Origin of the sequence: Desulfolithobacter dissulfuricans, from assembly GCF_025998535.1 — a bacterium.
Taxonomy (GTDB): Bacteria; Desulfobacterota; Desulfobulbia; order Desulfobulbales; family Desulfobulbaceae; genus Desulfolithobacter; species Desulfolithobacter dissulfuricans.
This window is the reverse complement of record NZ_AP024233.1, coordinates 527,896-553,921: the sequence shown is the minus strand read 5'-3', so window position 1 is coordinate 553,921 and position 26,026 is coordinate 527,896. Positions and strand designations below refer to the sequence as shown.

The window sequence follows — 26,026 nt, the reverse complement described above, 5'->3', positions numbered from 1 at the left end:
TTACAGCTGTTTTCCCGCCGGAGATCCTCCGACCGGAGGTGGAGACGGAGACTGTTCCGTTCCCCTGGGATCCGAAGCAAAACGTATCTGGTCACAGGCACCCCGGATTTATGCAGGCGCGACCGGCTGCAGGTAAGCGACCGAAGGGAGACTCCGATAGCCCCTCTATGCGGACGGGATCGACCGTGAAAAGATGGGGTGTCTGCGGCGACGTACAGCAAAACTGCTCGGACAGTCTCGGCACACTTCATTCCCTGGACCTGGTGCTGTAACCGTTATCCCTGCAACAAGATAGATAAGTACAATTTATGTATTTCTAAAGTGTTACAAATGGATGGAACACTCGAGTTCAGGGAACAGAAAAATAAATAGCAGAAAACACGGCCCCGGACAATCGGTTTCTACGGGAACTGAAATATTCCCGGGTTTCAGTTGAACTACCGGTTCCGGACTCCGTTTTTCCAGAACGGTCTGAAAAACCGATCCGGCTCGAAATGACCGCGGTCCATGACCCGGCCATAGGTCAGGATGACCGGGGCCGGCGGCGGCACCTGCCCGTCCCGGGCGCCGCGTCCGGGGATCACCGTCCCGCCCTGATCGGGATCCACCGGGACAAACAGCTGCCCCGTCGCCGGATAGCGGAGCCCCAGGCCGTTGAAGGTGAGATCCACCGGATCGATCCGGTCTCCGACCTGCTCATGATCCAGGATGGACGAGGCCATCCGGCTCCAGATAGGCAGGGCCCCGAACGATCCGGTGACATGGGTCGTGCCGCGGACCATGGGCAAGTTTTCATCATAGCCCACATATACACCAACGGTATAGCCGCCATCGAGTTGCATCACCGACTGACCGTCCCCGGCCAGCACAGGCACATAGCCGAGAAAGGCGGCGTTGCGGAACTGGTTGGCGGTTCCGGTCTTGCCGAGCATGGGCACCGGCATGTCCAGAGCCTTGAGTTCCTCTTCCTGTTGCGGATCCCGGCTGTGCAGCCGCACCGTGTTCCATGCCTGGCGGCCGGTACCATAGGTTACGGTATTCTGCATGATGTGGTCCACCGCCGCGCTGACCCGGTCGTCATAGACCCGGTCCGGGGTCATATCCTGGCGGTATATCACCTTGCCGTCCGAGGTTTCGATCCGCTCGATGATAGCCAGCCCCTCGGAGGAAATTTCATCGGCATCCTCTTCAGGTTCTTCCACCACAGGCCGTACCGGCTCCAGCAGGTTGCCGCGGACCATGGTCTCGTACATCCGCACCGCTTCCAGCAGGGTGACCACGTTGGAACCCAAGGGAAAGGAGAGCACCGGCTCCAGCCTGGAGGTCAGGCCGGCGGCTCGGCCAAGGCTGCGCAGGTACTGGAGCCCGAGCATGACCCGGTAGTCACGAATCTTGGCCAGGACCTCCATGGAATAGGGCTTGCGGGTGACCAGAAAGGCCAGTTCCCTTTCCGCCTGGGAGGCAACCTGGCGCAGGGCCCGGGCCGTTACCCGGCCATCAAGCTGAACTTCTTCCCAGAACCGGGTCCGCTGGTCCGCATCCATGCTTCCCAGCCGCTGTACCAACTCCCGGGGCTCCACGGGTTGCCAGTGGGATTCGGGCTCGTCGGTAAGGCTGAAAATGAACCGGCCCTGCCCATCACTGTATATCCGGCCTTCGGGCGGGGTCAGCGGCTCGGGCCTGCTGAAGATGGAGAACAGGTCAAAGTCGTTCTCCCCCTGCAGCTGCTCGCTGATATAGTTTTGATAGCGGTCAAGGGCCGGCAGCACCGGCCTGAGGGAGACAAAGCTATGGGCCAGAATTTTCCGCCGCAGTTCCAGCTCGGCCCGTTCCCGGTTCTTGAGCTCGGGATCCTCGAGCTGCTGCTCTATCTTTTCGCTATACCGGTCATAGTGCAGGCCATAGGGAAGATCCAGCAGCTGCCGGTACTCCGCTTCCCGGTTCTCAAAGAGAAAATCCGCCTCCAGCGACCGGACAGTGAGTTCGTAGGCCGCCTGGGCCAGGACATCGCGGTCGATCCGGATTCCGAACCGGTCCCGGATGCGCTGCTTGAACCTGTTGTAACTCTCCTGGCCACTGTTGCCGGTCCGGGGGCCATATCCAGTTTAGCCGCCACTTCCCGTATCTGCGGCTCGGTAAGGTGATCCAGCAGATGATACAGGAGCCAGACCGCAGCCACGTTCTCGGAATTCACCCCGGCCCAGCTCATGGAAACAAAGTCGTAGGGACTGTGGTGGTCCGGACGGGGGAAGTAGGGCCGGTCCATGAAGACAAAGACGTTTCGCCGGTTATCCAGCAGATCGGTGGCATTCCAGCCCAGTTGCAGGGCAGCCGAGAAAAGAAACGGTTTGAAGGTCGAGCCCATGAGCCGCCGGGCCTTGACCGCCCGGTTAAAGTAGCGGTTTTCCATGCCCCCGGCCATGGCGCGGATGGCCCCGTCCTGGAGGACCAGCGCGGCCCCCTGCAGCTTGGGATATTTTTCCAGCTCCAGGGCCAGTGTTCCCTCGCCCTCGTCGACCCTCCTGACCGAAACAAACACCCGGTCTCCTTCCTTGAGCTGGTCAAGGAGCAGGGCCAGATCACCATCCTGGACCTCGGACCAGCGCTGGCCGTTGTAGCGGACAAAGGCGGTCAGCACCCGGGCAAGGCCCCTGCGGTCAATAACCCCGCGGGGCTTCTTGGGCCCGAGATCCACCTGGATGAGCACCCCCTCCCCGTCACTGGCTTGCACCGAGACAATGGTGCCAAAGAGGAAGGAGCCGGCCCGGGGCTCCAGTTCCCCGGCAAAATCGATCCGGGTATACTCTTTCTGTACCTGTTCCCGCTCGTAGCCACGCAACTGCACATCCAGCACCGAGAGATGGCGCCGGAGAGCGTAGAGTGTCTTTTCCTGCAGGTCCTGATCCACGGTGGTGATGATGCGGATACCGGAGGTGGAGACATTGGAGATGCCGTTTTGCTCCAGGGCCGCAGTGATGGCCGGGTCGGCGAGCCCGTCCTTGACCAGGTCCATCACCGTGTTGAGGGCGTAGGACATCTTGCCCCGCTTGAAGACGATATCCGCGGCCATGGCCTGGCCGTACTGGAGCTCGGAGATCATACCCAGCTTGCGCATCTTGCCGAGCACGTAGGCGGCCCGGGCCTCGGCACGTTTCCTTGCCCGCTCCGCCGCAGCCTCGGTCTTCTTGGTGAAGGGATTGTAATAGTTGGGACGCTTGACACTGCCGGCGATGAAGGCGCACTCCAGCAGGGTGAGTTCATCGGGTTCCTTGTCGAAATAATACCTGGCCGCCACCCCCAGCCCGTGGCCGTTACCCGAGACAAAGAACTGATTGATATAGAACTCGAGGATCTTTTCCTTGGGGTAATGGTATTCCAGGCGAAAGGCGTAGAGGAGTTCGCGCAGCTTGGCCTTGAAGGAGCGAGATTCGCGCTTGAACAGGTTCTTGGCTGTCTGCTGGGTGAGCGTACTACCCCCCTGCACCACCCGGCCGGCCTTGATGTTGACGATCATGGCCCGGATAATGCCGGGAATATCCACACCGAAGTGGTGGAAAAACTGGTCATCCTCAGCCGCCACCAGGGCGTTGATAAAATCTTTCGGGATCTGCTCGTAGCTGAGATACTGCCGATGGGTCCCCTGGAAGAGGACACCGATCTTTTCCTCACCGTCCCGGTAGTAGACCGGGCTTTCCCGCCCCAGGACCGACTGGATATAGGACTGTTCGATCTTGGGCCCGGGATTGATAACGATGAGATAATAGAGTCCACCGCCGGCAGCGGCCATGGCCAGCAGCCCCAGCACCATCAGTGTAACAAAGAGATATTTGAAAAAACGTCGTATCACGTTGGCTTAGATTTTTTCTTGTCCGGGGAGCGGACAGCTTGAAAATTGCACGAAAGTTGCGTGACCGTCCGGCAAGACGGCCCCGACCGTGCTCACCACACTATTCATCATCGAGGTCATTTACAAAACTTTTTTTCACCTAAATTGAGCGTTTTACCCATCTGCAATTGGTAAAAAGATAAATGATTACAACTAGTTTTCTTCTTAAAGTGTTGCAGATGGGCGAAACCCTCCGGGATTTCCATTTCGCCGTTTCACTGCTGCCCCAAACCGGAGTCTACGCTTTGCTCCGCTTACCTGCTTCGCCTTGCAGTGTTCCATGTAGGCTGAACTACAGGTAAGCGCAGACTCCGATGAAACACCACAAGACTCGCATCTTGGGGCAGCAGTGAAACGGCGAAATGAAAATCGCTCAATTTAGGTTTCATATTCCAGCATCTCGCGGCTGTCAATTATCTCGTGCTCAAGGCCCTCAATTGCCCGGGACCGTGTTTTTTTATTGAAAACCACACGATTATAATGGTAAAAAACCGTGATAACAATCATCCGATCGAAAAAAGATCCCGCTCTCACGATATGATTTCAGGATCTTATTCCGGTCCACCCTCTGGAAGTGGTGCATGAAGACATACTCATTTTTTCCCTGCTGCCTGCTCCTTGCTGTCCTGGCAGCAATTTCAGCCTGTACCCCCATAACACACCTGGCCGACAGCCAGGCAGGGCCCGACACCATCGACACCCCTCCGGACACTGCGGCCCAGTATGAGGTGGCCGAACCACAGCAACTGCTTGAAGAAGAACTTTCCGCCCTCAACCAGCTTGGCTCCTGGGAAGAGCCGGGCAAGGAAATCCCGCCCGAAGAAGCAAAGGTCACCTTTGACTTCCCCATCACCATCAACAAGCAGGTGGAGTTCTATCTCGACCTGTTCCAGAACCGGCAGCGCCGCTACTTCAAGCGGTGGCTGGCCCGCTCCACCAGGTACCTGCCCGCAATCCAGGAAGAGCTGAAAAAAGCGGGCCTACCCCGAGATCTTGCCTACCTGGCCATGATCGAGTCAGGCTTCAACCCCCGGGCCTACTCCCGGGCCCATGCCTCGGGGCTGTGGCAGTTCATCCGCAGTACCGGAAGGAACTATGGCCTGCGTATCGACCGCTGGGTGGATGAACGACGCAACCCGGAAAAGGCCACCAGAGCGGCGATTGCCTATCTCTCCACCCTGTACAATGAATTTGGCGACTGGTACCTGGCCGTGGCGGCGTACAATGCCGGGGAAGGCAAGATCGGCCGGGCCATCCGCCGCTACAAGACCCGCGATTTCTGGCAGCTGGCCAGGTATCGCTACCTGCGGCTGGAAACTAAACGGTATGTACCCAAACTGATCGCCGCCATCCTCATTGCCCGCGAGCCGAAAAAATACGGCTTCACCGATATCAAGTACGAAGAGCCGGAACGCTACGACCTGGTCAAGGTCCCGCCGCGCACCGACCTGGCCGCGGTGGCCACGGCCGGCAACACCAGCGTCAAGACTCTGAAGAACCTCAACACCGAACTCCTGCGTAACCAGACTCCTCCGGGGCTTTCCTCCTATACCCTGCGGATTCCCGAGGGCCGTGGCGAGGTGGTGGCCGCCAACCTCAAACGCCTCCACCCGGTGATCACCACCAGCTTCAAGACCCACAAGGTACGCAAGGGCGACACCCTGACCCGGATCTGCCGCAAATACGGGCTCAACAAGACCACGCTCCTCAAGGCCAACAACCTGCACAGCGCCACCCTGCGACCCGGACAGCGGCTGCGGATCCCCTACCGGACTACCAAGTACGTGCTGCTTAAGGAAGGCGAAACCCCGGAAAGCCGCTTTGCCGCCGCCGGCCGAGATGGCGAACTGGTCCTCCACAAGATCCGCCGTGGCGATACCCTGGGCAAGATTTCCCGTCTCTATAACGTGCCGGTGAACATTATCATACAGTGGAACGACATCACCGACGTGCGCAAGATCCGGGCCGGAGACCACCTGGCCCTCTACCTGGACCGGGGGTCAGCTACGAGGCCGCGGTTACGGCGGCAACCGGAACCACCAGGTCCCCGGCCAGAGACTATCCGGTGCTTGCTGAGACCAAAAAACGGAAACCGGCCACCCTTGCCCGGGACGAAGCAGTCGTCACCTACTACCGGGTGCGCAGCGGTGACTCGCTATGGACCATCGCCCGCCGGTTCCGGGTATCGGCCAAGGATATCAAACGCTGGAATAACCTGCGCACAAGCATGATCCACCCGGGCAAACGGCTCGTCATCAAGAAGGGGTAAACCGCAGCCCGACCCGCTGCCCACCCATGCTGTCACGAATCCTCTTTTTTCTCCTGATGTCCGGATGGATCTTTCCGGCCTCCCTGCATGCCGGGACCACCACCTGCGCTGTCCGGCCCTCCTTCGTGGAAACCCGCTTCAGCGGTTTCACCCGCCCCCGGGCGGAACTCGATATCATCAGCGAAGTGTCCGGCCGCTGCCTGAGCGTGGAGGCGGATATCGGTCAGCCCCTGCCCGGGGATGGCCTCTTTGCCACCATCGACTCCCTGTTCACCCGGCTGGAACTCAGCACCATCCTCAACAAGATACAGCAGAACCGACGCCAGCTGCGCTACGAGCAGCAGGAAGTGGACCGCTACACCTCCCTGGTGGCCAGCCAGGCCTCGGCTCGTGCCCTGCTGGACGCAGCCGTGTTGCGGCGCGACCAGGTCCGGCTCACCCTGGAAGGCCTGGAAACCGAGAAACAGCGGCTGGAAGAACTGCTTGCCCGGCACCGGGTCCTCGGTCCGCCCGGCTACCTGGTCATGGCCCGGCACGTGGAACCCGGCCAGTGGGTCACCACCGGCCAGCCCCTGGCCCGGGCCGGAGATTTCCGCACACTGACTGTTCCCCTGGCAGTGACCTATACCGAGTTCCAGGCCCTGGAGCAGATGGAAAAGATCCCGGTCTCTCTGCCGGAGCTGAACCTCCGGGGGACCGCCTCCCTGTATCGGATCTCTCCTGGTTTTGATCCGCTCTCCCGCAAGACTAAGATCCAGCTGGCCCTGGACCTGGAGACCATGGCCCGACTGCCGGTGCGGCGCGGGGGCCTGCGGGTGGAACTCACACTGCGCCTCCCCGATCCCCTGGGCGGTCTCCTGGTTCCGGCCCCGGCCGTGGAAGAACGGTACAAGGAACACTGGCTCACCCGGGCCGATCATACCAGGATCCGGGTCATCGTCCTCGGCCCGGCCCCGGACGACCACAGCGGTACGCCCATGCTGCGGGTCTCCTCGCCCGGACTCCACGCCGGTGACCAGGTTATCTGCCCCGAACCTGCGGAAAAGACGTCCCGTGACCGGTAACTCGCAAGCTCTGCCTGAAGCGCGAAAAGTCGGGCTCCAGCCTGTTCCCCGGGATTTTGTTGTCCCGGGAGATGCAGCGGACCAACTGACAGATTTTTCATGACCGGACTTGTTCGTTTCACCCTCAAGCAGAAAGTCTTCTGCAACCTCTTCTTCGTGCTCCTGATGGTGATCGGGGCCTATGCCATGCTGCGCTCGTCTGTTGAGCGCTATCCAAATATCCATTTCGGCAAGGTGATGATCGACACCTATTTCCCCGGCGCCTCTCCCGGCGACGTGGAGGCCCTGGTCACCCGGGTGATCGAGGACGCGCTGGAGAACATGAATAACGTGGAGTATATCCTCTCCCACTCCTACCGGGAGCGCTCGTCCATCCTGATCAAGTTCATCGATGACACCGACTACCAGCGCGGCTATGACGAGGTCCGGTTCCGGGTCCAGACCATTCTTTCCGACCTGCCGGACACTGTGGACCCGCCCCGGTTCAACGAGCTCGATGTCAACGACTGGTTTCCCGCCATTTCGGTCAACATCGTCGGCGAACGCTCCAACCGGGCCCTGATCCTCATGGCCGAAGACCTGAAGACCAGGCTCCTGGCCCGGGTCCCGGACCTGAAGGAAGTCAAGCTGGTGGGCGAATTCGTCCGGGAGTTCCATGTCCTGCTCGACCAGAGGCGCATGCGGAGCCTGGGTGTCACCTTTGACCAGGCGGCCCGGGCCCTCTCCCGGGCCAACATCACTGTCCCGGCCGGCGCATACGACACCCCGGGCGGGGAATTCATGCTCCGCGTGGACGAACGGTTCCGTAGCCGGACCCAGGTCATGGATACCATTATCCGGCGGGACGGGGACGGTTCATTTATCCGCATCCGCGACATCGTCGCCCACCCCGACGCCCCTCTGCCCGAGACCCTCTCCTATCGCCAGCCCTTTGTCATGTCCTCGATCAACGGCCAGGACTGCGTCTCGCTCCAGCTCATCAAGACCCGCCAGGGTAATGCCATCCAGATCGCCGCCGAGACCAGGAAAGTGGTGGAGGAAAACCGCGACCGGTACCGGGAAGAGGGGATCGAGCTGGTCGTCACCCAGGATTCCACGGTCAAGATCAAGGATTCCATGCGGGTACTGGGCACCAACCTGCTGCTCGGCATCATCCTGGTCTGCATCCTCATCTGGTCGGTGATGGGACTGCGCAACGCGGCCCTGACCACGGTGGGTATTCCGTTTTCCTTCATGGTCACCATGGCCATCATGTACCTGACCGGCAACTCTATCAACGAGATCTCCCTGTTCGCCTTTGTCCTGGTCTCGGGGATCATTGTCGATGACGCCATCGTGGTGGTGGAGAATATCTACCGCCATGTCCAGCAGGGCAAGAAACTGCACGACGCGGTGAAGGACGGCACGGCCGAGGTCTTTTTGCCGGTGGTCTCGGCCACCCTGACCACGGTCGCCGCCTTTCTGCCCATGCTGATCATGACCGGTTCCACCGGTGAATTCTTTGCCGTCATCCCCAAGGCGGTCACCTACGCCCTCATCGCCTCACTGCTGGAATGTCTTTTCATTCTCCCGGTCCATTACCTGGACTTCGGCCAGCGGGAGACCCAGGCAAAGACCCGGGGGCGCCGCTTTCGCATCAGCGGCGACGGCCACAGCCTGGAAATCGAGGATACCCGGTTCATGGCGTTCAACCGGGCCCTGTTCAACTACCTGCTCGAGCGGGTGCTGATCTATCGCAAGTGGTCGCTGCTGCTCCTGTTTCTCCTCTTTTCCTCGGCCCTGTTCATCGCCCTGGTCTCGCTCACCGGGCGGATGAACCTGATCCGGGTCTCGTTCTTCCCGGACGACTACTCCATCTTCTATGTGGAAGTCACCGGTCCGGCCGGGACCTCCATCAACACCACCCATGAACTGGTAAAGAAAATCGCCGCCGAGGTCATGGCCGACGGCCCGGGCATGGCGACCTCCGCGGCCGGTATTGCCGGGTTCTACCTCAACGAGGACTACTACCCGGTCTGGGGCAGCCAGGTGGGGCACGTGGTGGTCACCCTGCCTGCCATCCGCGAGCGGCAGTTCGAGGACGATTCCAGCGATATCCTCCTCCACCTCGACTCCATGCGCCGCAAGCTGGCCCATTTCAGCCGGGAGACCGGTTTCAGGCTCCATATCCGGCCGGAAAAGGACGGGCCGCCGGCGGGCAAGGATATCAATATCCGTATCCTGGGCCGGCAACGGGACCGGGTCCAGGAGGCGGCAGCCCGGGCCATGGATTTTCTACGCCATGATCCCGATATCGCCCCCTGGCTCATCGATCTCCAGGACGACCAGGGCCAGCCGGGCCGGGTCCTGCGGTTTGCAATCCGGCCAGAGCGGATCATGGAATACAATCTCACCCCGGACCAGGTAGCCCTGCTGGCCGCCTCGCTTCTCAATGGCCGGGTCGTGGGCAAATACCGGCTCGAGGACGAGGAGATCGACCTCAAGCTCAAGCTGGCCACCAGTCCCGAACATGGTCTGAAAGAGGCCCTTGCGGCCGTGGCCATCGACCATCCGGACGGGCCGGTACTCCTGGGCGACCTGGTCGAGCCGAAATTTTCCGTCGAGCCCGGGTTCCTCAACCGGTTCCAGGGGTTGTCCGCCGTGACCCTGACCGCGGACCTGCGCCCGGAAAGCCCGGTTTCCTCCCAGTCCGTGATCAAGGAGGTCAGGGCCTGGTTCAAATCGGTCCAGGACCAGTACCCCGGCGTCAGCCTCAACTTTGCCGGGGAATACGAGTCTACCCACCGCTCGTATACCTCGCTGACCTATGCCTTTTTCATAGCCCTGACGCTGATCTACCTCATCCTGGCGGCCCAGTTCGGCTCCTATACCCAGCCGCTGATCATCATTTCGGCGGTGATCTTCGCCCTGATCGGAGTGATCTACGGCACCTTTCTTTCCCGTTCCCTCTTTACTATTAACTCATTCATCGCTATTGTCGGAGTGACAGGGGTGGTGGTCAACGATTCCCTGGTCCTGGTCGATTTCATCAACAAGGCCTACCAAAAGGGGTTGACCAGGCACCAGGCCATTGTTGCCGGCACCAACATCCGGTTGCGGCCGATCATCCTGACCACCCTGACCACGACACTCGGGCTTCTGCCCATGGCGCTTGGCATACCGGAATACTCTCTGGTCTGGGGCACCATGGCCATGACCTTTGTCACCGGCCTGTGCACCGCCACCTTCCTGACCATCATCATCGTCCCGGTGGAATGGGATATGCTCATGGCAGCGGCCGAGCGCCGTACAGGTACCAAAAATAAAAAAATTTCCGGCCCGGGCCGGACGCGAATACATATAGAGCAGATACATGACTGACCAACCGACAGACAAAACACCCTCTGACACGCCCTTCCCGTCACGGGAATATCCGCAGGACGCCACGGTCATCAGGACTGGCGACAAAACCATCCTCCTGGTGGGCACGGCCCATATTTCCAGGCATTCAGCCGAGATCGTCGAACAGATCATCAAGGAGGAGCACCCCGACACGGTGTGCATCGAACTGGACGAGAAACGGTTCCAGGCCCTGTCCAGGCGGGAACGGTGGGAAAACCTGGACCTGAAACAGGTGATCCGCAACAAGCAGCTGGCCACCCTGATGGTCAACCTGATCCTGGCCTCGTACCAGAAAAAACTGGGTGGCCAGCTGGGCATCATGCCGGGCACCGAGCTGCTCACGGCCGCCAACGTGGCCACCGAGCTGGGCATCCCGGTGGAGCTCTGCGACCGGGACGTGCGGGTGACTCTGCGCCGGGCCTGGAAGGCCACCCCCTTTCTCAGAAAGGGCTACCTGTTGGCCACTCTCATCGGCTCGCTCTTTGACAAGACCGAACTGGACGAAGAGAAGCTGGCCGAACTGCGCCAGAAGGACGTGCTCTCCGAGCTGATGAAGGAAATCGGCGAGGTCATGCCCCAGGCCAAGGAGGCGCTCATCGACGAACGGGACATCTACATGGCGGAAAAAATCAAGAATGCCCCGGGCAAACGGATCGTCGCCGTGGTCGGGGCCGGGCACATGGCCGGCATCGAGCGGGCCATCCACGAGGATAACAGCCACCGGATGGCCGAGATCGATACCATCCCGCCGGTCTCGAAAATCTGGAAGATCCTGGGCTGGTCCATCCCGGTGGCCATCATCCTCTCCATCGGCGTCATCGGCCTGCGCCAGGGCGTGAGCGAGGCCGGGGCCAATGCCCTGTACTGGGTCCTGGCCAACGGCATCCCCTCGGCCATCGGCGCCATGATCGCCTGGGCCCATCCGGCCACCATTTTCTCCGCCTTTGCAGCCGCCCCCATCACCAGCCTCACCCCGGTCATCGGCGCCGGCTACGTATGCGCCTTTGTCCAGGTGATGACCAATCCGCCGGTGGTACGGGAGTTCGAGGCCGTGGGCCAGGATATCGGCTCGGTCAGGGGCTGGTGGCGCAACAAGCTGCTGCGGGTCTTCCTGGTCTTTTTCATGACCGGATTCGGCTCCTCCATCGGCACCTGGGTGGGGGGCTACCGGATCTTCACCAACCTGTTCACCTGAACCCGAACTATCGACATCAGCGCGGCATCCCGGCCGTAGACACGATACTTCACCACAGCGCTTAACAGGCCGTTGAAAAACGTAGCGAGCGAAGAGGAGACAAGGAAAAATGAGGCGAAAAAGCGCAGTGTACATAGAGTACATGAGCGTTTCGGAGTCTCGCAGATAAGCGCAGACTTCGAGCTCGCTTACCTGAGCCGAATTTTGACGCAGTATCACCTGGCGCAGTAGTTTTTCAATGGCCTGTTAAACCATAAACCCTGATAGCAACTCAACCATGGCTGACAAGAAGAAAAAAAAGGCAAAAAGCACACCGACTCTCAACTCCAGACAGATCCGTCACCTGCGCAGCCTTGGCCACCACCTGGACCCGGTGGTCCTGGTCGGCCGGGAAGGCATCAGTGAAAGCGTCATCCAGTCGGTACGCGACGCCCTGAAGACCCGCGAACTGCTCAAGGTCAAGCTGGGACAGAACTGCCCGGTGGGCAAAAAGGAAGCGGCCACCGAGGTCGCCGTCCGCACCGGTGCGGTCCTGGTACAGCTCATCGGCAAGACCATCCTCCTCTACCAGCCAAACGACGACCTGCCGGAAAAGCAGCGCATCACCCTCCCCCGCTGACCTGTCCCTGCTGCACCAGGAACAGGACCCTGACCTGCGCCGGCCGGCGTTGCCCATCATCCCCGGCCTGCGCAGGTCCACTGTACTCCGATTTTTTGCCCCTGAATTCCTGCCTCCGCCGGCCATCGGCCCGGTAACCCTGCGCCCCTGTGTATAAATAGCTTGACATATATTTGAAATATACATTAGGAATATTCTTAATCGTCACAAGCAACCTCAACCCTGAAACCGGCATGAAACAATCGCTCGGCTCGGTCGCCTACCAGAAAATTTACCGGAAGATCATCACCCTGGAGTACGAGCCGGGGGAACATCTCGAGGAAAGTCGACTGGTCAGAGAGCTTGATATCGGCCGGACACCGATACGGGAAGCGCTGATGACCCTGTGCGGCGACCTGCTCGTGGAGTCCCAGCCAGGAAAAGGGTTTGTGGTCCGACCCATCACCCTGCAAAACACGAAAGCCGCCTTTGACGCCCTGGAAGTCATGGAACAGGGCATTGCCCCCCTGGTTATCCGGGGCCAGAACGACAAATGTCTCCTGGCCATGCGCCGGGCCAACGAGGCCATGAAAGAGGCTGTTCGGGAGATGAATATTCTCTCCATGGTGGAGTTGAACCACTCCTTTCACCTGGATTTCGCCACCTGTTCCCGCAACCTCTATCTCACCGAAGCCCTGCAGAAGGTCCGCTGCGAAACCAACCGGCTGGCCTACCTCTCCTATTCAACGGAAATAGAACCCCGCCAGGCCCTGCAGCACCATTATGATTCGGTGGTCCATCAGCACGAAGAGATAATCAACGCCATTACGACCCGAGACCTCCCGCAACTGCAGCAGGTACTCAGGGATCACTGTGCGATATTCAAAAACAGGATCATCAGCTACCTGACAGGCTGAAAAACATATAGCCAATCCCGTGCCTGGATCAGGACAAAAACCTTGTCCGCGTGCGGACAGAAGGTTTGTTCCCGGACAGGTGCAACCAACACACAGGAGGATACCCATGAAAAAAGGACTCGCACTTCTTCTCGGGCTCATGTTCACCGCCCTGCTTGCCACCGGTGCTGTGGCAAAGACCAGATGGGACATGCATCTCAACTATCCGGCCGGCAACTTCCACTCCCAGGGCGCCCAGCGCTTTGCCGACCGTGTGAAGGAGGTGACAAACGGCGAACTTGAAATCGTGCTCCATCCGGGGGCTTCTCTCGGTTTCAAGGGACCGGAACTGCTCCGGGCCGTGGCCGAAGGCCAGCTGACCATTGCCGAGATTCCCACCGGCATGGTGGAGGGCGACGCCCCGCTGCTGGCTCTGACCGCCCAGCCGTTTATCGCCACCAATGCCGAGGAACAGCGGCTGCTCTACGAACTGGCCAAACCGGCCTACGCCAGAACCCTGGACCGGTTCAACCAGTTCACCCTCTACACCTCGGTCTGGCCCTTTTCCGGCATCTACACCCAGCGCGAAATCAAATCTGTGGCCGACCTCAAGGGTCTCAAGATGCGGGTCTACGACGGCACCGGCCTGGCGTTCGGCAAGGCCACCGGTATCGCGGCCCGCAAGATGCCCTTCTCCGAGGTCTACCCGGCCATGAAATCCGGTCTGCTCGATTCCATGTACACCTCGTCGGTATCCGGTGTCGATGCCAAGGCCTGGGAAGTGCTGAAGTACTTCACCCCGATCAACATTGTCGGCCCGGTCAACATGGTCAACGTCAACAAGGCGGCCTGGAACAGGCTGCCCAAGGACATCCAGGACAAGGTGCAGCAGGTTGCCGCGGAGATGGAGCAGGAGATGTGGAACCTGGCCGCGGACATGGATGCCAAAAGCCGCAAGACCCTCCAGGAAAACGGCATGATCATCACCCCGGTCAGCGACCAGTTCCGCCGCGAACTCAACCAGATCGGCACCAGGCTGCGGGCCCAGTGGGCCAGGAAGGCCGGTCCCGAGGCCCAGGCCATCCTGGACGAATATTACAAACGCACCGGGCATAACTAACCAGCACGGCTGGACCAGCCCGACCTCTCATAACGAGACATGAAAAATGGCTTGTTTTCCTGTCTGTTGCGCTGAGTTCCTCCTCCCGCAACAGGCAGGTTGCCCTGTTTCGAGCCCTGCGGACCAAAACGGGGCGCGCAACGTGAGCCGCCCCGGCGCTCACGTTGCGCGCCACTGCTGTCAACCGGTACCCTGATTTCATCCCATGATATCCCGAATCATCCGCTTCACTGAAATCGTCAGCGACCTGGCAGCCGGGGTCTCGGCCATCATCCTGGCCCTGATGACGATGCTCATCCTGCTGGAGATCCTGCTCTGGAACGTCCTGGAAAAGACCACACTGATCGCCGACGAGTACAGCGCCTACGGCCTGGCGGCCATCACCTTTCTGGGCGCCGGCTACTGCCTCAAAGAAAGAGGCCATATCCGGCTCACCCTGGTACTTGGCTTGCTGCCCGCCACCCTGGCCCGGGTGGTGACCTTTGTGGCCACGGTAATCTCCACCGGTTTCATGGGCTATCTCTGGTGGTACCTTTACAAAATGGTCGCCTCCTCGTACCGGTACGGCTCCACCTCGGGTACGCTGACCAGTACCCCGCTCTGGATTCCCCAGGCCCTGATGCTGGCCGGGGCCACCTGTTTCCTGCTCCAGTTCATCGGTATGTCGCTTAAAACCATGCAGGCCATCACCACCGGTGAGGAGGTGCTCTGATGGACGCTGGTATCGGCCTGATGAGCCTGGTGGTGTTCGGGATCCTCTTTCTGACCCTTGGCATCGGCATCTGGATCGGCATGAGCCTGTTCATCGTCGGCGGTCTGGGGCTCTTTTTCTTCAGTTCCCTGCCCGCCGGGTACAACATGGCCTCGTCGGTCTGGGCCACGGTGGAGAAGTGGGAATACGTGGCCCTGCCCATGTTCATCCTCATGGGTGAGATCCTGTACCGCTCCGGCATCTCGGAAAAACTGTTCCGGGCCCTGGTACCGTGGCTGTACCGGTTGCCCGGCGGACTGCTCCTGATGAACATCATCTCCTGCACCCTCTTTGCCGCGGTGTCCGGCTCCAGCGCCGCCACCACGGCCACGGTGGGCCGGATCACCCTGGCCGAGCTGGACAAGCTCGGCTACGACCGGCGCATCGCCATGGGCTCGCTGGCCGGGGCCGGAACCCTTGGCTTTCTGATTCCGCCGTCGCTGATCATGATCGTCTACGCCATCCTGGCCGAAGTGTCGGTGGGCAAGATGTTCATGGCCGGTATCCTGCCGGGGCTCCTGCTCTCGTCCATCTATGCCGCCTATATCATCTTCCAGGGGTTGCGCCATCCCGAGATCGCACCCCAGGGTGACGCCGTCTACACCTGGGGTGACCGACTGGCCGGACTCAAGGACCTGGCCCCGACCCTGATCCTGATCGTCCTTGTGCTCGGCTCCATCTACGCCGGAGTGGCCACCCCCACCGAGGCGGCGGCCATCGGCGTGTTCGGGGCTACGGTGTTTGCCTTCGTGAACCGCCGCATGAACGCGAAGATTCTCATGGAATGCCTGATGGGCGCGGTCAAGACCAATGCCATGATCATGCTCATTGTCATGGGGGCCGGGTTTCTCTCCCGCTCCATGGGCTTTCTCGGCATCCCGGCGGCCATCACCCAGGCCATCCTGGACCTCCACCTCTCGCCCTACACCCTGATGGTTCTGCTGGGCTGTGTCTACATCGTGCTCGGCTGCCTGCTGGACGGTTTTTCCATCGTGGTCATGACCCTGCCCATCGCCCTGCCCATGGTCACGGCGGCAGGATTCGACCCGATCTGGTTCGGCATCTATCTGATCCTGATGGTGGAACTGAGCCAGATAACCCCGCCGGTGGGATTCAACCTCTTTGTCATCCAGGGATTGACCAGGGAACCCATCACCAGGGTCGCCCGGCACGCCTTTCCCTTTTTCATTCTCATGGTCATCACCACGGCCATCATCACACTCTTTCCGCAGATCGCCCTGTATCTGCCCAACCTGATGATCAGCAAGTAACCATGATCTCCTTTCGCCTGGAAGAAAACAGCTGGCAGGACGTGGCCGCCTACCTGGAAGACGACAACCGGATCATCATCCCTGTCGGTTCCACCGAACAGCACGGCACCTTCGCCCCCCTGGGCACCGACACCCATGTGGCCCTGGCCGTGGCCGAGGAAGGGGCGGAAAGAAGCGGCGTCCTCATGGCCCCGCCGCTCTGGTACGGCTGGAGCCCACACCACCTGGTGGTCCCGGGAACGGTAAGCATCCGGGCGGAAATCCTCATCGAGCTGTTTTTCGACCTTGTCAGCTCCCTGGCTCGGCACGGCTTCAGACTTTTCGTGGTCATCAACGGCCACCGTCTGGTCAACATTCCCTGGCTGCAGATCAGCGCTCAGCGGATCCAGGAAGAACTCGGCGTGCGGGTGTACCTCTTTGACCTGGCCCACATGGCAAAAGAAGTCATCGCCCGGGAGCAGATGGGTTCCATCGGTCATGGGGACGAGCAGGAAATCTCCCACATGATGCACTGCTCCCCCGAACTGTTGCGCCCGGACAGATTCCACGACGCGCCCCATCCGGAACGGACCCTGTATCATCTCGATCCGGGCAGCTCCCGTGATTCGCTCTGCTATGTGCCGGCAACAATCAACGATATGGAAAAACTAAGGGAACGGACCGGTGACACCATCACCGGCTCGCCGACCAGGGCCACCCCTGAAAAAGGACGGATCTATCACCAACACCTGGTCTCAAGACTTCTTGAGCTGCTGCAACACCTCGGAAATTCCTGATACTCCCGGTCCCCCAGCCCTTTTGAGCAACAAAACCGCGGGCCGGCAACCCGGCCTGAAAAGCCCATGAAAACACCTAACAACACCATGCTGAAAGCAAAAGAAAAAGGAAAAACTTTTCGTTTCTCCATCGACCGTGGCGGCACCTTCACCGATGTTTATGCCGAGGTGCCGGGCGTTCCGGGCTACAGGGTGGTCAAGTTGCTTTCCGAGGACCCGGCCAACTACGATGATGCCCCGCGCGAGGGGATCCGCCGCATCCTGCAGGAGGTGCTGGGGTGCCCCATCGATCCGGACAGTGTCCCCACCGAACAGATCGACTGGATCCGAATGGGCACCACGGTGGCCACCAATGCCCTGCTGGAGCGCAAAGGAGCCCGCTGCGCCCTGCTGGTGACCAGGGGCTTTCGCGACATCCTCCAGATCGGCTACCAGGACCGGCCCGATCTCTTTGACCTGGAAATCCGCAAACCCGAGCTGCTCTACGAAGAGGTGGTGGAGGTGGATGAACGGCTGCAGGTCCTGCGGCCGGACACCGATCCCGGCGAACACGAGGTGGTGGAGGGGGTGACCGGGGAGCGGTTCGTCATCCTCCAGCCCATTTTGCTGGAACCCCTTAAAAAGGAACTGGCGCAGATCCGGGCCCGCGGCATCACCTCGGTGGCCATTGTCTTCATGCACGGCTATGCCTGGGCCGGACACGAGCAGGCCGCGGCCCGGCTAGCCAGGGAGCTTGGCTTCACCCAGGTCTCGCTCTCGAGCGAGGTCATGCCCATGGTCAAACTGGTGGCCCGGGGCGACACCACCATGGTGGATGCCTACCTCAATCCGCACATCCGCAGCTACCTGACCAGTTTCCGCCGCGGCTTTGACAACCATCTCCAGGACACCCGGGTACTGTTCATGCAGTCGGACGGCGGTCTGGTAGACGCGGAAAAGTTCAGCGGCTCGCGGGCCATCCTCTCCGGCCCGGCCGGAGGCGTGGTGGGCTATGCCATGACGACCTTTCACCGCGAAACCGGCCAGCCGGTGATCGGCTTTGACATGGGCGGCACCTCCACCGATGTCTCCCGCTACGGCGGCGAGTACGAGCTGACCTTTGAAACCCGGACCGCCGGGGTCCGCATCCAGGCCCCGCAGCTGCACATCAAGACCGTGGCCGCCGGGGGCGGCAGCCGGCTCTTTTTTGAAAACAACATGTTCAAGGTGGGCCCGGAATCCTCGGGCGCCCATCCCGGCCCGGTCTGCTACCGGAAAAACGGCTACCTCTCCATCACCGATGCCAACCTGGTTCTGGGGAGGATCCAGCCGCAGTACTTCCCCCACATCTTCGGGCCGGACGAGAACCAGCCCCTGGACCGGGACGGCGCCTACCAGGCCATGGCCGAGCTGACCGAAGAGATCAACCGCAGCTACCGGGAAAAAGGGCTGGAGCCGCTCAGCGTGGAAGAGGTAGCGCTGGGTTTTCTCGACGTGGCCAACGAGGTCATGGTCCGGCCGATCCGGGAGATCTCCGTCTTGCGCGGCTTTGACATCAAGGAACATGTCCTGGCCACCTTTGGCGGGGCCGGACCCCAGCACGGCTGCGCCATTGCCCGCAAGCTGGGCATAAAAAAAATCTTCATCCACCGGTTTTCCGGCATCCTGTCCGCCTTTGGCATCGGCATGGCCGACGTGGTCAGCCAGCGGCAGCGCCCCTCGGCCCTGACCTGGAACCGGGCAAACCAGCCGGTGCTTAAGCAGGAACTCGACGAACTGAGCGACCAGGCCATGGAGGAGCTGCTTGGCCAGGGCTTCACCCGGGACACCATCCAGGTACAGCGCTACCTGCACCTGCGCTACCAGGGCACGGACACCCCGCTGATGATCCAGGAGCCCGAAGACGGTGATTTCGGGGCCGCCTTTGCCAGGGAATACCAGCGCGAATTCGGTTTCACGCTTGGCGACCGGGAAATCCTGGTCGATGACCTGCGGGTCCGGGCCCTGGGCAAGGCGGAAAGGCTGCACCGCAGGGAGCTTGCAAAAACACCTTGCTCCGTTACCCGGCTGGGCACCCACCCGTGCTATTTTGACGGTTCCTGGCACGATACCGACATCTTTGCCCTGGAATCCCTGGCGCCGGGAACAACAATCAAGGGCCCGGCCATCCTGATCCACGACACCACCACCATCCTGGTGGAACCGGGCTGCCAGGCACGGATCACAACCTACGGGGACGTAGAGATCGAGGTGGGAGAGACAGTGGACAGCCGGCGGGTGGATACCCGCATCGACCCGGTCAACCTGGCCATCTTCAGCAACCTGTTCATGTCCATTGCCGAGCAGATGGGCCGCATGCTGCAGAAAACGGCCATCTCCACCAACATCAAGGAACGGCTGGATTTTTCCTGCGCCCTGTTTAATGCCCGGGGCGAGCTGGTGGCCAATGCGCCGCACGTGCCCGTGCACCTCGGCGCCATGAGCGAGGCGGTCAGGGAACAGATCCGCCGCCGGCAGGGCGACATCTTTCCCGGTGACGTGCTGGTCTCCAACCACCCGGCCGCCGGCGGCAGCCACCTGCCCGACATCACGGTCATGACCCCGGTCTTTCACCACCGGGAAGGCACCAGTCACCCGGAAATAATCTTCTGGGTGGCCAGCCGGGGCCATCATGCCGACATCGGCGGTATCTCGCCCGGCTCCATGCCCCCCAGTTCCCGCCAGCTCAGCGAGGAAGGAGCCGCCATCCTCTCCTTCAAGCTGGTCCGGGACGGCGTCTTCCAGGAAGAGGGCATCAGGAGGTTGCTGCTGGCTGGACCCCATCCCTCCCGGCGGCTGTCCGACAACCTCTCGGACCTCAAGGCCCAGGTCGCCGCCAACCAGAAGGGCATTGACCTGATCCTCGAGATGGTGGATCATTTTGGCCTGGACGTGGTCCAGGCCTACATGGGACATGTGCAGGAGGCCGCCGAAGAGGCGGTACGGGAGAGTCTGCGGGAATTTGCCGGGAACCACGGCCTGGCGCGGCAGGAGAGCGTGGAGGCAGAGGATTTTCTCGACGATGGCTCAAGGATTGCCCTCAGGCTCACCATCGACCGGGACACCGGGAGTGCGGTGCTTGATTTTGGCGGCACGGATCCGCAGATCTGGGGCAACTGCAATGCACCCCGGGCGGTGACCAAGTCGGCCATCCTCTACAGCCTGCGCTGCCTGATAAAAAAAGACCTGCCCCTGAACGACGGCTGCCTGGCACCGGTGGATATCCGCATCCCCAAAGGCTGTCTGCTCGATCCCTCGCCGGACGCCGCGGTGGTGGGCGGCAACGTCCAGACTTCCCAGCGGGTGGTGGATGTGATTCTCAGGGCCTTTGAGATGGCGGCCGCGTCCCAGGGCTGTATGAATAACCTCACATTCGGCAACTCCGAGTTCGGCTACTACGAAACCATCGGCGGCGGGGCCGGGGCCGGACCTGATTGGCATGGCCAGTCCGGGGTCCACACCCATATGACCAACACCCGGATCACGGACCCGGAAATCCTCGAACGCCGCTTCCCGGTTCTGCTGCGCGAGTTCAGTATCCGCCACGGCTCGGGCGGTGAAGGCAGATTCCACGGCGGCGACGGCCTGGTGCGGGAAATCGAGTTCCTGGCCCCGCTGCAGGTCAGTATCCTCTCTGAACGGCGCGTCTTTGCCCCCTACGGCCTTGCCGGCGGCAAACCGGGAAAACGCGGCCGCAACCTCTTCATCCACGCCGACGGGACCACCATCAACCTGGGCGGTAAAAACGAAATCCAGGCCGCCCCCGGCGATCGCATCCGCATCGAAACCCCGGGCGGCGGCGGCTACGGTTTGCCGGAGTAATCCCCCACTCCCCATCGGCGGAAGCCGCGATCGTGCAGATAAGTGGATACTTCGAAGATGGGGCGCCAGTGACGAATTACTCGTGCGTTTGACATTTTTTCAATCTGTCTCGGTGGTTAAAAATTCAGTGAAATTTTCTGGCGTCACTACGGCACACCGAGCTTCCGGATAGGCACGGGTAAAGGTCTTGGGGATTCTCGCCTTTGCCTCTGGGTTCCATTTGAATTCCCAGGCGGTCAGAGACTGCGCTGTTTCTTCAATATAGTCTATTTCCTGCTGCTGGGTTGTCCTCCAGAAGTATCTTTCTGCATCAAGACCCATGTGGGAAAGAGATTTCATCCGTTCACCAGCTATTCCCGGTGAAGGGCATTCTGAGCCATGGTAGGCGCAGATTTATGTTCACCCAAGGGGGACGGTAAAGCTATTTCGCTTTGATCACGCCATCATGCGCCAAGTTGTTAACCAAAAAAGGGATATATCCTGACAATTAAGCATAGTTGCACCCTTACCTTGCCGCTCCTGTTTGCGGCAGGTCGTGCTCTTTGATATAGCCCACCGATTGACGGCGGGTCAGGTCATCACATCGTCAGGTTCGATCACCTCGACGACGTACCCCTTGATGCCAAAAGCAATGCTCCGGTAGAGTGTTTCCATCGAGTCTACAGGAAGTTCCCTGAATCGACTACGGACATTCTCCCAGAGCTGACGTTTGCTTCTGGACTCTTCCCAGGCCTTGCGGAAAAGCCAGCATCCCAGCTGCTGAGCCTGGTCAACCAGAAACGCCAGCACCATCAGAGTGGTGAATACCATTGAAAGATGTTGTGCCCCCAGGCCATAGTTGTGTCCCAGATGATACCCTTGGTTCTTCAAGGTATTGAACGTCTCATTTTCGATACGCCACCGGGCCCGGCCCGCCCGCATGATCTCATAGGCGTTCTCCCTGGTGATCTCCAGGTCGGTCACCCAGGCAAACCGCAGTTCATTGCCCTTGTCGTCAGCTTGCCAGTACTCGAGCAGGTTGACCTTCAGATCCTGGTTGGACTTGTTCAGGGACAGGCCATTGACGTAGCGGAAGACATGATATTTCTTTGGATCCCTGGGATCATCCATGTTGAATTCCGTCACTTTACCCGTCTCGACAGAGGCATCGAACTGCTCGAACAGAAACTGATGGTCACCTGGTTTGACACCAAGAATGAAACGCAGGTTCAAGGCCTTGAGCTCCCGTATATGCGGTGCATTGCTGCTCAGAGCGTCTTCAGTGACGATGACTGGAAGATGAGGGTGTTCGCGACGGAACTCTCGCCAGAAACGCTGGGCAGCAGCCCGCTCACAGTCCTGCTTGCTGGTGCCGTCCTGGTTGCTGATCATTTCGGGACAGAAGGGAATGACTTCCCGTTTGTCAGGATGGACAATGGCTGCTCCATACATCTGCTGGTAGTAGGCATGTTTACCGTTTTCCTGTTTCTTTCTGAGGCAGAAATCATTGCCGACTTTTGTCGAATAGTAGAAACCGGTACCGTCACCGCTGATCAGGTAGTGTCCATCCAGACAGGTCATGGCTTCGAGGTCTTTGCCGCGCTGGAGGATGCGGAATACCGCGGTAAAACCTGATCTGAATTCACGCGGCGAAAGAGGATCGAGGATTTCCCGCATCTGGGTGTCGGAGGCGATGTTTTCGATACCGAATACGGCACGCAGATTTTCGGCCTCGTTGAGACGTCGATTTTCAAAAGCCAGCAACGAGGGATCCTTGAGGGAGAACATGGCGTATGCTGACATGAGAGCATCATCGAGGGAGATGCTCGTTTTGCTGACTTGGCGGTGATCAGGGATCGCCTGAAAACATCGGCGCAATACTCGGATAAAGTTATCAGCATTGCAATGCTTTCGCACCGTTTTGGTCTGATCCGTGATGAGGCTGACAATACGTTCCACGTTGTAGAGTTTGATTTGGTCCATGGCGTTCTCCTATGCAACTAATTGAAATCACATAGAAAAACGCGAACCGCCCTTTCAAGGCCTTGTCAAGAAAAAAATAACCGGGATCTTGTTTTTTATCGTCGTTATTCCAGTAGGTTATGATGACACCGTCGATATTTGCATGTTGGGTCCGATCCTCTGGATTGGATAAAAAGTTTACGAAAAATGTCGTAAGATTTCACGCTATACCTACGTTTCAGGCTTGTCCGGGAATTGCTGTCCGTTCACTGATCAGAAAATTTTCCCACAGCGGTCCCATGTCGGTACGCTGGGAGGGGAGCTGGAAATTATTTATAATGGCATTGCGGATGCCGTTATCATAAAAGTAGAATTTTTTTCCTTTCCTGATCTCGTTGCGCACGTTTCTGGAAAATGCGGGCAGCCGGAAAATGACAAAGGCCTTTTCCAGAAGAGTAATATATTTTTCAACGGTCTGGTGGTTGGCGCCGATCAGGCGGCTGAGTTCATTGAAGGAAACTTCAGAACCAAGCTGCAGGGCCAGAGCCTTGAGCAGTTTTTCAAAAAGAACGGGCTTGGTGACATCCTCCAGAAGCAGCAGATCTTTATACAGGAAGCTGTCACTCAACAGTTGCAGCAGCTCCTGTTCTTCACCGGGATGGGTGATGATTTCCGGATAATAACCGTAGATCAGCCGGTGCTCAATGAGCCTGTTTTCCGTCAGCAGGCCATGGTGGTCAACCATCTCCAGATACGATGGCGCATAAAGCAGATACTGATATTTTCTGCCGGTGAGCGGCTCGTTTATTTTTGCGGAGAGTTCGAAGGATGAGGAGCCGGTGGCAATAACCTGAATGTCGTTGAGCTTGTCGGCAAACAGTTTTAAGGTCAGACCGATATTGCTGATTCGCTGGGCCTCGTCGATGAAAACAATTTTATTTCTGCCGACAATGGCCTGCAGCCTGGCTGAGGTGGTATCGGCAAGCAGTTCCCGGACGTCTGCTTCATCGCCATTGAGTTCAATAACAGGAGCGTCCAACTCAGAGAGGATATTTTCAACAAGCGTGGTCTTGCCGACCTGCCTGGCCCCGAGCACAATGATCACTTTACCCTTGAACAGCCGTCCGGTAATGGTTTCCTGCAGACGTCTTTTTATGATATTTTTATGTTCCATAGTTTATATATTATATTATTTTTTCGCCTGGATCAACATAGTACAGCAATAGGCAACATGGGAGGGGGAAGTGAGCAAGGTACCTGATCACAGGGTACGCACCAGGCCGATATTTCAAGGGAAAAAATGTAACTCGTCTCAGGCAAGCAGCATAGAATCCAGGGCCAGGTCTTCGCCCTGGGCTTCGTAGAACTGACGGACCAGGTCTTCGACGGTGAGGCCGCTTTTCTTTTTTCCACGGACGTCCAGGATTATCCTGCCCTGGTGGAGCATGATGAGGCGGTTGCCGAAGTTGATGGCGTGGTGCATGTTGTGGGTGATCATCATGGTGGTGAGGCCCTGCTCGGCGACGATATCCCTGGTCAGGGTGAGAATCTGGTTGGCGGTCTTGGGGTCCAGGGCGGCGATGTGCTCGTCGAGGAGCAGGACTTCGGGCCGGACCATGGTGGCCATGAGCATGGTCAGGGCCTGACGCTGGCCGCCGGAGAGCAGACCCACCCGGTCGAGCAGCCTCTCTTCCAGGCCCAGGCCCAGCTGCGCCAGCCGGTCACGGAACAGTTGCCGGTCCCTGGCCTTGACGCCGCGGCGTAGACCACGGCGCTTGCCCCGCAGAAGCGCCAGGGCAAGGTTCTGTTCAATGGTGGCCGAAGGGCAGGTCCCCAGCAGGGGATCCTGGAAGACCCGGGAGATGAACCGGGCCCGCCTGTACTCCGGCCACCGGGTCACATCGTGATTGTTGATCAGGATCCGTCCGCTATCGGGAAAGAAGCAGCCAGCAATACAGTTGAGCAGGGTGGATTTCCCGGCCCCGTTGGAGCCGATGACAGTGACGAAATCGCCCTCCTCGATTTGCAGGTTGATGCGGTTCAGGGCAAAAACCTCGTTCACGCTTCCCCTGTGGAAGTACTTGCTGCAGTCTGTAAGGGTAATCACCGCTGTATCCGCTCCCTGCCACTGTGACGAAACTCTGGCTTCATTTGTTCAGGAACCTGTCTTTGAGCTGCGGAGCGATCAGGGCCCCGACTACGAGGATGGCCGTGATCAGGTTCAGGTCACTGGGATTGAAGGAAAAACCACCGATATTGAGCCCCAGGGCCAGGGCAATGGCCATCCGGTAGACAATGGAGCCCAGCAGGGCGGCGATAAAGGCCCTGGCCGTGCTCCTGGTGCCGAAGATGGTCTCGCCGATGATCACCGAGGCCAGGCCGGCGACAATGGTGCCGATCCCCATGCCCACATCGGCTGCACCCTGATTCTGTGCCACCAGGGCCCCGCTGAAAGCCACCAGACCGTTGGACAGCCCCACCCCAAGGATAATGATGGTATGGGTGTTGACCCCAAGGCTGCGGATCATCTGCGGGTTGTCGCCGGTGGCCAGCATGGCCTGGCCAAGCTCGGTGCCGAGAAACCAGATAATCGCGCTAACCACCAGGATGGCAAAGGCGGCAAAGACCACCAGACCCGCGTAATGGGGCGGCACGCCGAGGCCGATAACCGGGTCAAAGACCGTGTTCACTCCTAGCAGGGCCACGTTGGGGCCGGACATGATGCGGATATTGATGGAATAGAGGGCGATCATGGTGAGGATGGAGGCCAGGAGATGGAGGATCTTGAACCTGGTGTTGAGCACCGCGGTCACCATCCCGGCCAGGAAGCCGCCGCCCATGGCGTAGACCAGCGAAAGATAGGGATTGACGCCGCTGGTGATGGCCACCGCTGAGATGGCGGCTCCCAGGGGCAGGCTGCCGTCCACGGTCAGGTCCGGGAAATCAAGAATACGGAAGGTCAGATAGACCCCGATCACCATGATGCCATAGACAAACCCCTGCTCTATGGCCCCGGTGGCCGCGTACAAGGTCATGAG

18 protein-coding genes are annotated in these 26,026 nt (G+C 59.6%); 11 read left to right on the top strand and 7 right to left on the bottom strand.

What is annotated here, in order from left to right; translation table 11 throughout:
* Positions 1 to 437 precede the first annotated feature (437 nt).
* Positions 438 to 1,769, bottom strand: coding sequence for a hypothetical protein (locus GF1_RS02285; RefSeq protein WP_267928012.1), 1,332 nt, complete (start codon positions 1,767 to 1,769; stop codon positions 438 to 440).
* Positions 1,770 to 1,867: 98 nt separating this feature from the next.
* Entirely contained in the window at positions 1,868 to 3,847 is a 1,980-nt protein-coding gene (locus tag GF1_RS02280) for a transglycosylase domain-containing protein (RefSeq protein WP_267928011.1), read from the bottom strand.
* A gap of 620 nt (positions 3,848 to 4,467) precedes the next feature.
* Between GF1_RS02280 and GF1_RS02275 the strand changes: the two genes are divergently transcribed.
* The 11 genes from GF1_RS02275 (at position 4,468) to GF1_RS02225 (ending at position 21,047) form a co-directional block, all read left to right on the top strand.
* Complete coding sequence (locus GF1_RS02275) at positions 4,468 to 6,117, top strand: lytic transglycosylase domain-containing protein (protein ID WP_267928010.1); 1,650 nt, start codon at positions 4,468 to 4,470, stop codon at positions 6,115 to 6,117.
* Positions 6,118 to 6,181: 64 nt separating this feature from the next.
* Positions 6,182 to 7,219 carry an efflux RND transporter periplasmic adaptor subunit gene (locus GF1_RS02270; RefSeq protein ID WP_267928009.1) on the top strand — a complete coding sequence of 346 codons (1,038 nt, stop codon included), beginning with the start codon at positions 6,182 to 6,184 and terminating at the stop codon, positions 7,217 to 7,219.
* A gap of 99 nt (positions 7,220 to 7,318) precedes the next feature.
* Complete coding sequence (locus tag GF1_RS02265) at positions 7,319 to 10,579, top strand: efflux RND transporter permease subunit (RefSeq protein ID WP_267928008.1); 3,261 nt, start codon at positions 7,319 to 7,321, stop codon at positions 10,577 to 10,579.
* Entirely contained in the window at positions 10,572 to 11,795 is a 1,224-nt protein-coding gene (locus GF1_RS02260; RefSeq protein WP_267928007.1) for a TraB/GumN family protein, read from the top strand. The genes GF1_RS02265 and GF1_RS02260 overlap by 8 nt, the downstream gene beginning before the upstream one ends.
* A 277-nt stretch (positions 11,796 to 12,072) precedes the next feature.
* Complete coding sequence (yhbY, locus tag GF1_RS02255; RefSeq protein ID WP_267928006.1) at positions 12,073 to 12,414, top strand: ribosome assembly RNA-binding protein YhbY; 342 nt, start codon at positions 12,073 to 12,075, stop codon at positions 12,412 to 12,414.
* Positions 12,415 to 12,647: 233 nt separating this feature from the next.
* Positions 12,648 to 13,310 carry a GntR family transcriptional regulator gene (locus GF1_RS02250; RefSeq protein WP_267928005.1) on the top strand — a complete coding sequence of 221 codons (663 nt, stop codon included), beginning with the start codon at positions 12,648 to 12,650 and terminating at the stop codon, positions 13,308 to 13,310.
* Positions 13,311 to 13,416: 106 nt separating this feature from the next.
* On the top strand, positions 13,417 to 14,409 hold the full coding sequence (locus GF1_RS02245; protein WP_267928004.1) for a TRAP transporter substrate-binding protein: 993 nt from the start codon (positions 13,417 to 13,419) through the stop codon (positions 14,407 to 14,409).
* 205 nt (positions 14,410 to 14,614) lie between these two features.
* A complete protein-coding gene (locus GF1_RS02240) occupies positions 14,615 to 15,121 on the top strand; it encodes a TRAP transporter small permease subunit (RefSeq protein ID WP_267928003.1) in 507 nt (168 codons plus the stop codon).
* Positions 15,121 to 16,431, top strand: coding sequence for a TRAP transporter large permease (locus GF1_RS02235; RefSeq protein ID WP_267928002.1), 1,311 nt, complete (start codon positions 15,121 to 15,123; stop codon positions 16,429 to 16,431). The genes GF1_RS02240 and GF1_RS02235 overlap by 1 nt, the downstream gene beginning before the upstream one ends.
* 2 nt (positions 16,432 to 16,433) lie before the next feature.
* Positions 16,434 to 17,207, top strand: coding sequence for a creatininase family protein (locus tag GF1_RS02230; RefSeq protein ID WP_267928001.1), 774 nt, complete (start codon positions 16,434 to 16,436; stop codon positions 17,205 to 17,207).
* A 66-nt stretch (positions 17,208 to 17,273) separates the two neighbouring features.
* Positions 17,274 to 21,047, top strand: a complete 3,774-nt coding sequence (locus GF1_RS02225; protein WP_267928000.1) for a hydantoinase B/oxoprolinase family protein — start codon at positions 17,274 to 17,276, stop codon at positions 21,045 to 21,047.
* Between the two features lie 99 nt (positions 21,048 to 21,146).
* On the opposite strand, the gene GF1_RS02220 is transcribed toward GF1_RS02225, so the two are convergent.
* The 5 genes from GF1_RS02220 to GF1_RS02200 all read right to left on the bottom strand — a co-directional run bounded on the left by GF1_RS02220 (position 21,147) and on the right by GF1_RS02200 (position 26,023).
* Positions 21,147 to 21,386 carry a DUF4143 domain-containing protein gene (locus tag GF1_RS02220; RefSeq protein WP_267927999.1) on the bottom strand — a complete coding sequence of 80 codons (240 nt, stop codon included), beginning with the start codon at positions 21,384 to 21,386 and terminating at the stop codon, positions 21,147 to 21,149.
* Between the two features lie 231 nt (positions 21,387 to 21,617).
* Positions 21,618 to 23,009: a transposase gene (locus GF1_RS02215; RefSeq protein WP_267926018.1), complete on the bottom strand. Its 1,392-nt coding sequence runs from the start codon at positions 23,007 to 23,009 to the stop codon at positions 21,618 to 21,620.
* Between the two features lie 217 nt (positions 23,010 to 23,226).
* Positions 23,227 to 24,162, bottom strand: coding sequence for an ATP-binding protein (locus GF1_RS02210; protein ID WP_267927998.1), 936 nt, complete (start codon positions 24,160 to 24,162; stop codon positions 23,227 to 23,229).
* Positions 24,163 to 24,300: 138 nt separating this feature from the next.
* Complete coding sequence (locus GF1_RS02205; RefSeq protein ID WP_267927997.1) at positions 24,301 to 25,095, bottom strand: ABC transporter ATP-binding protein; 795 nt, start codon at positions 25,093 to 25,095, stop codon at positions 24,301 to 24,303.
* 40 nt (positions 25,096 to 25,135) lie between these two features.
* Positions 25,136 to 26,023 (bottom strand): ABC transporter permease, encoded by an 888-nt coding sequence (locus GF1_RS02200; RefSeq protein WP_267927996.1) that lies wholly within the window; start codon positions 26,021 to 26,023, stop codon positions 25,136 to 25,138.
* Between the last annotated feature and the right edge of the window lie 3 nt (positions 26,024 to 26,026).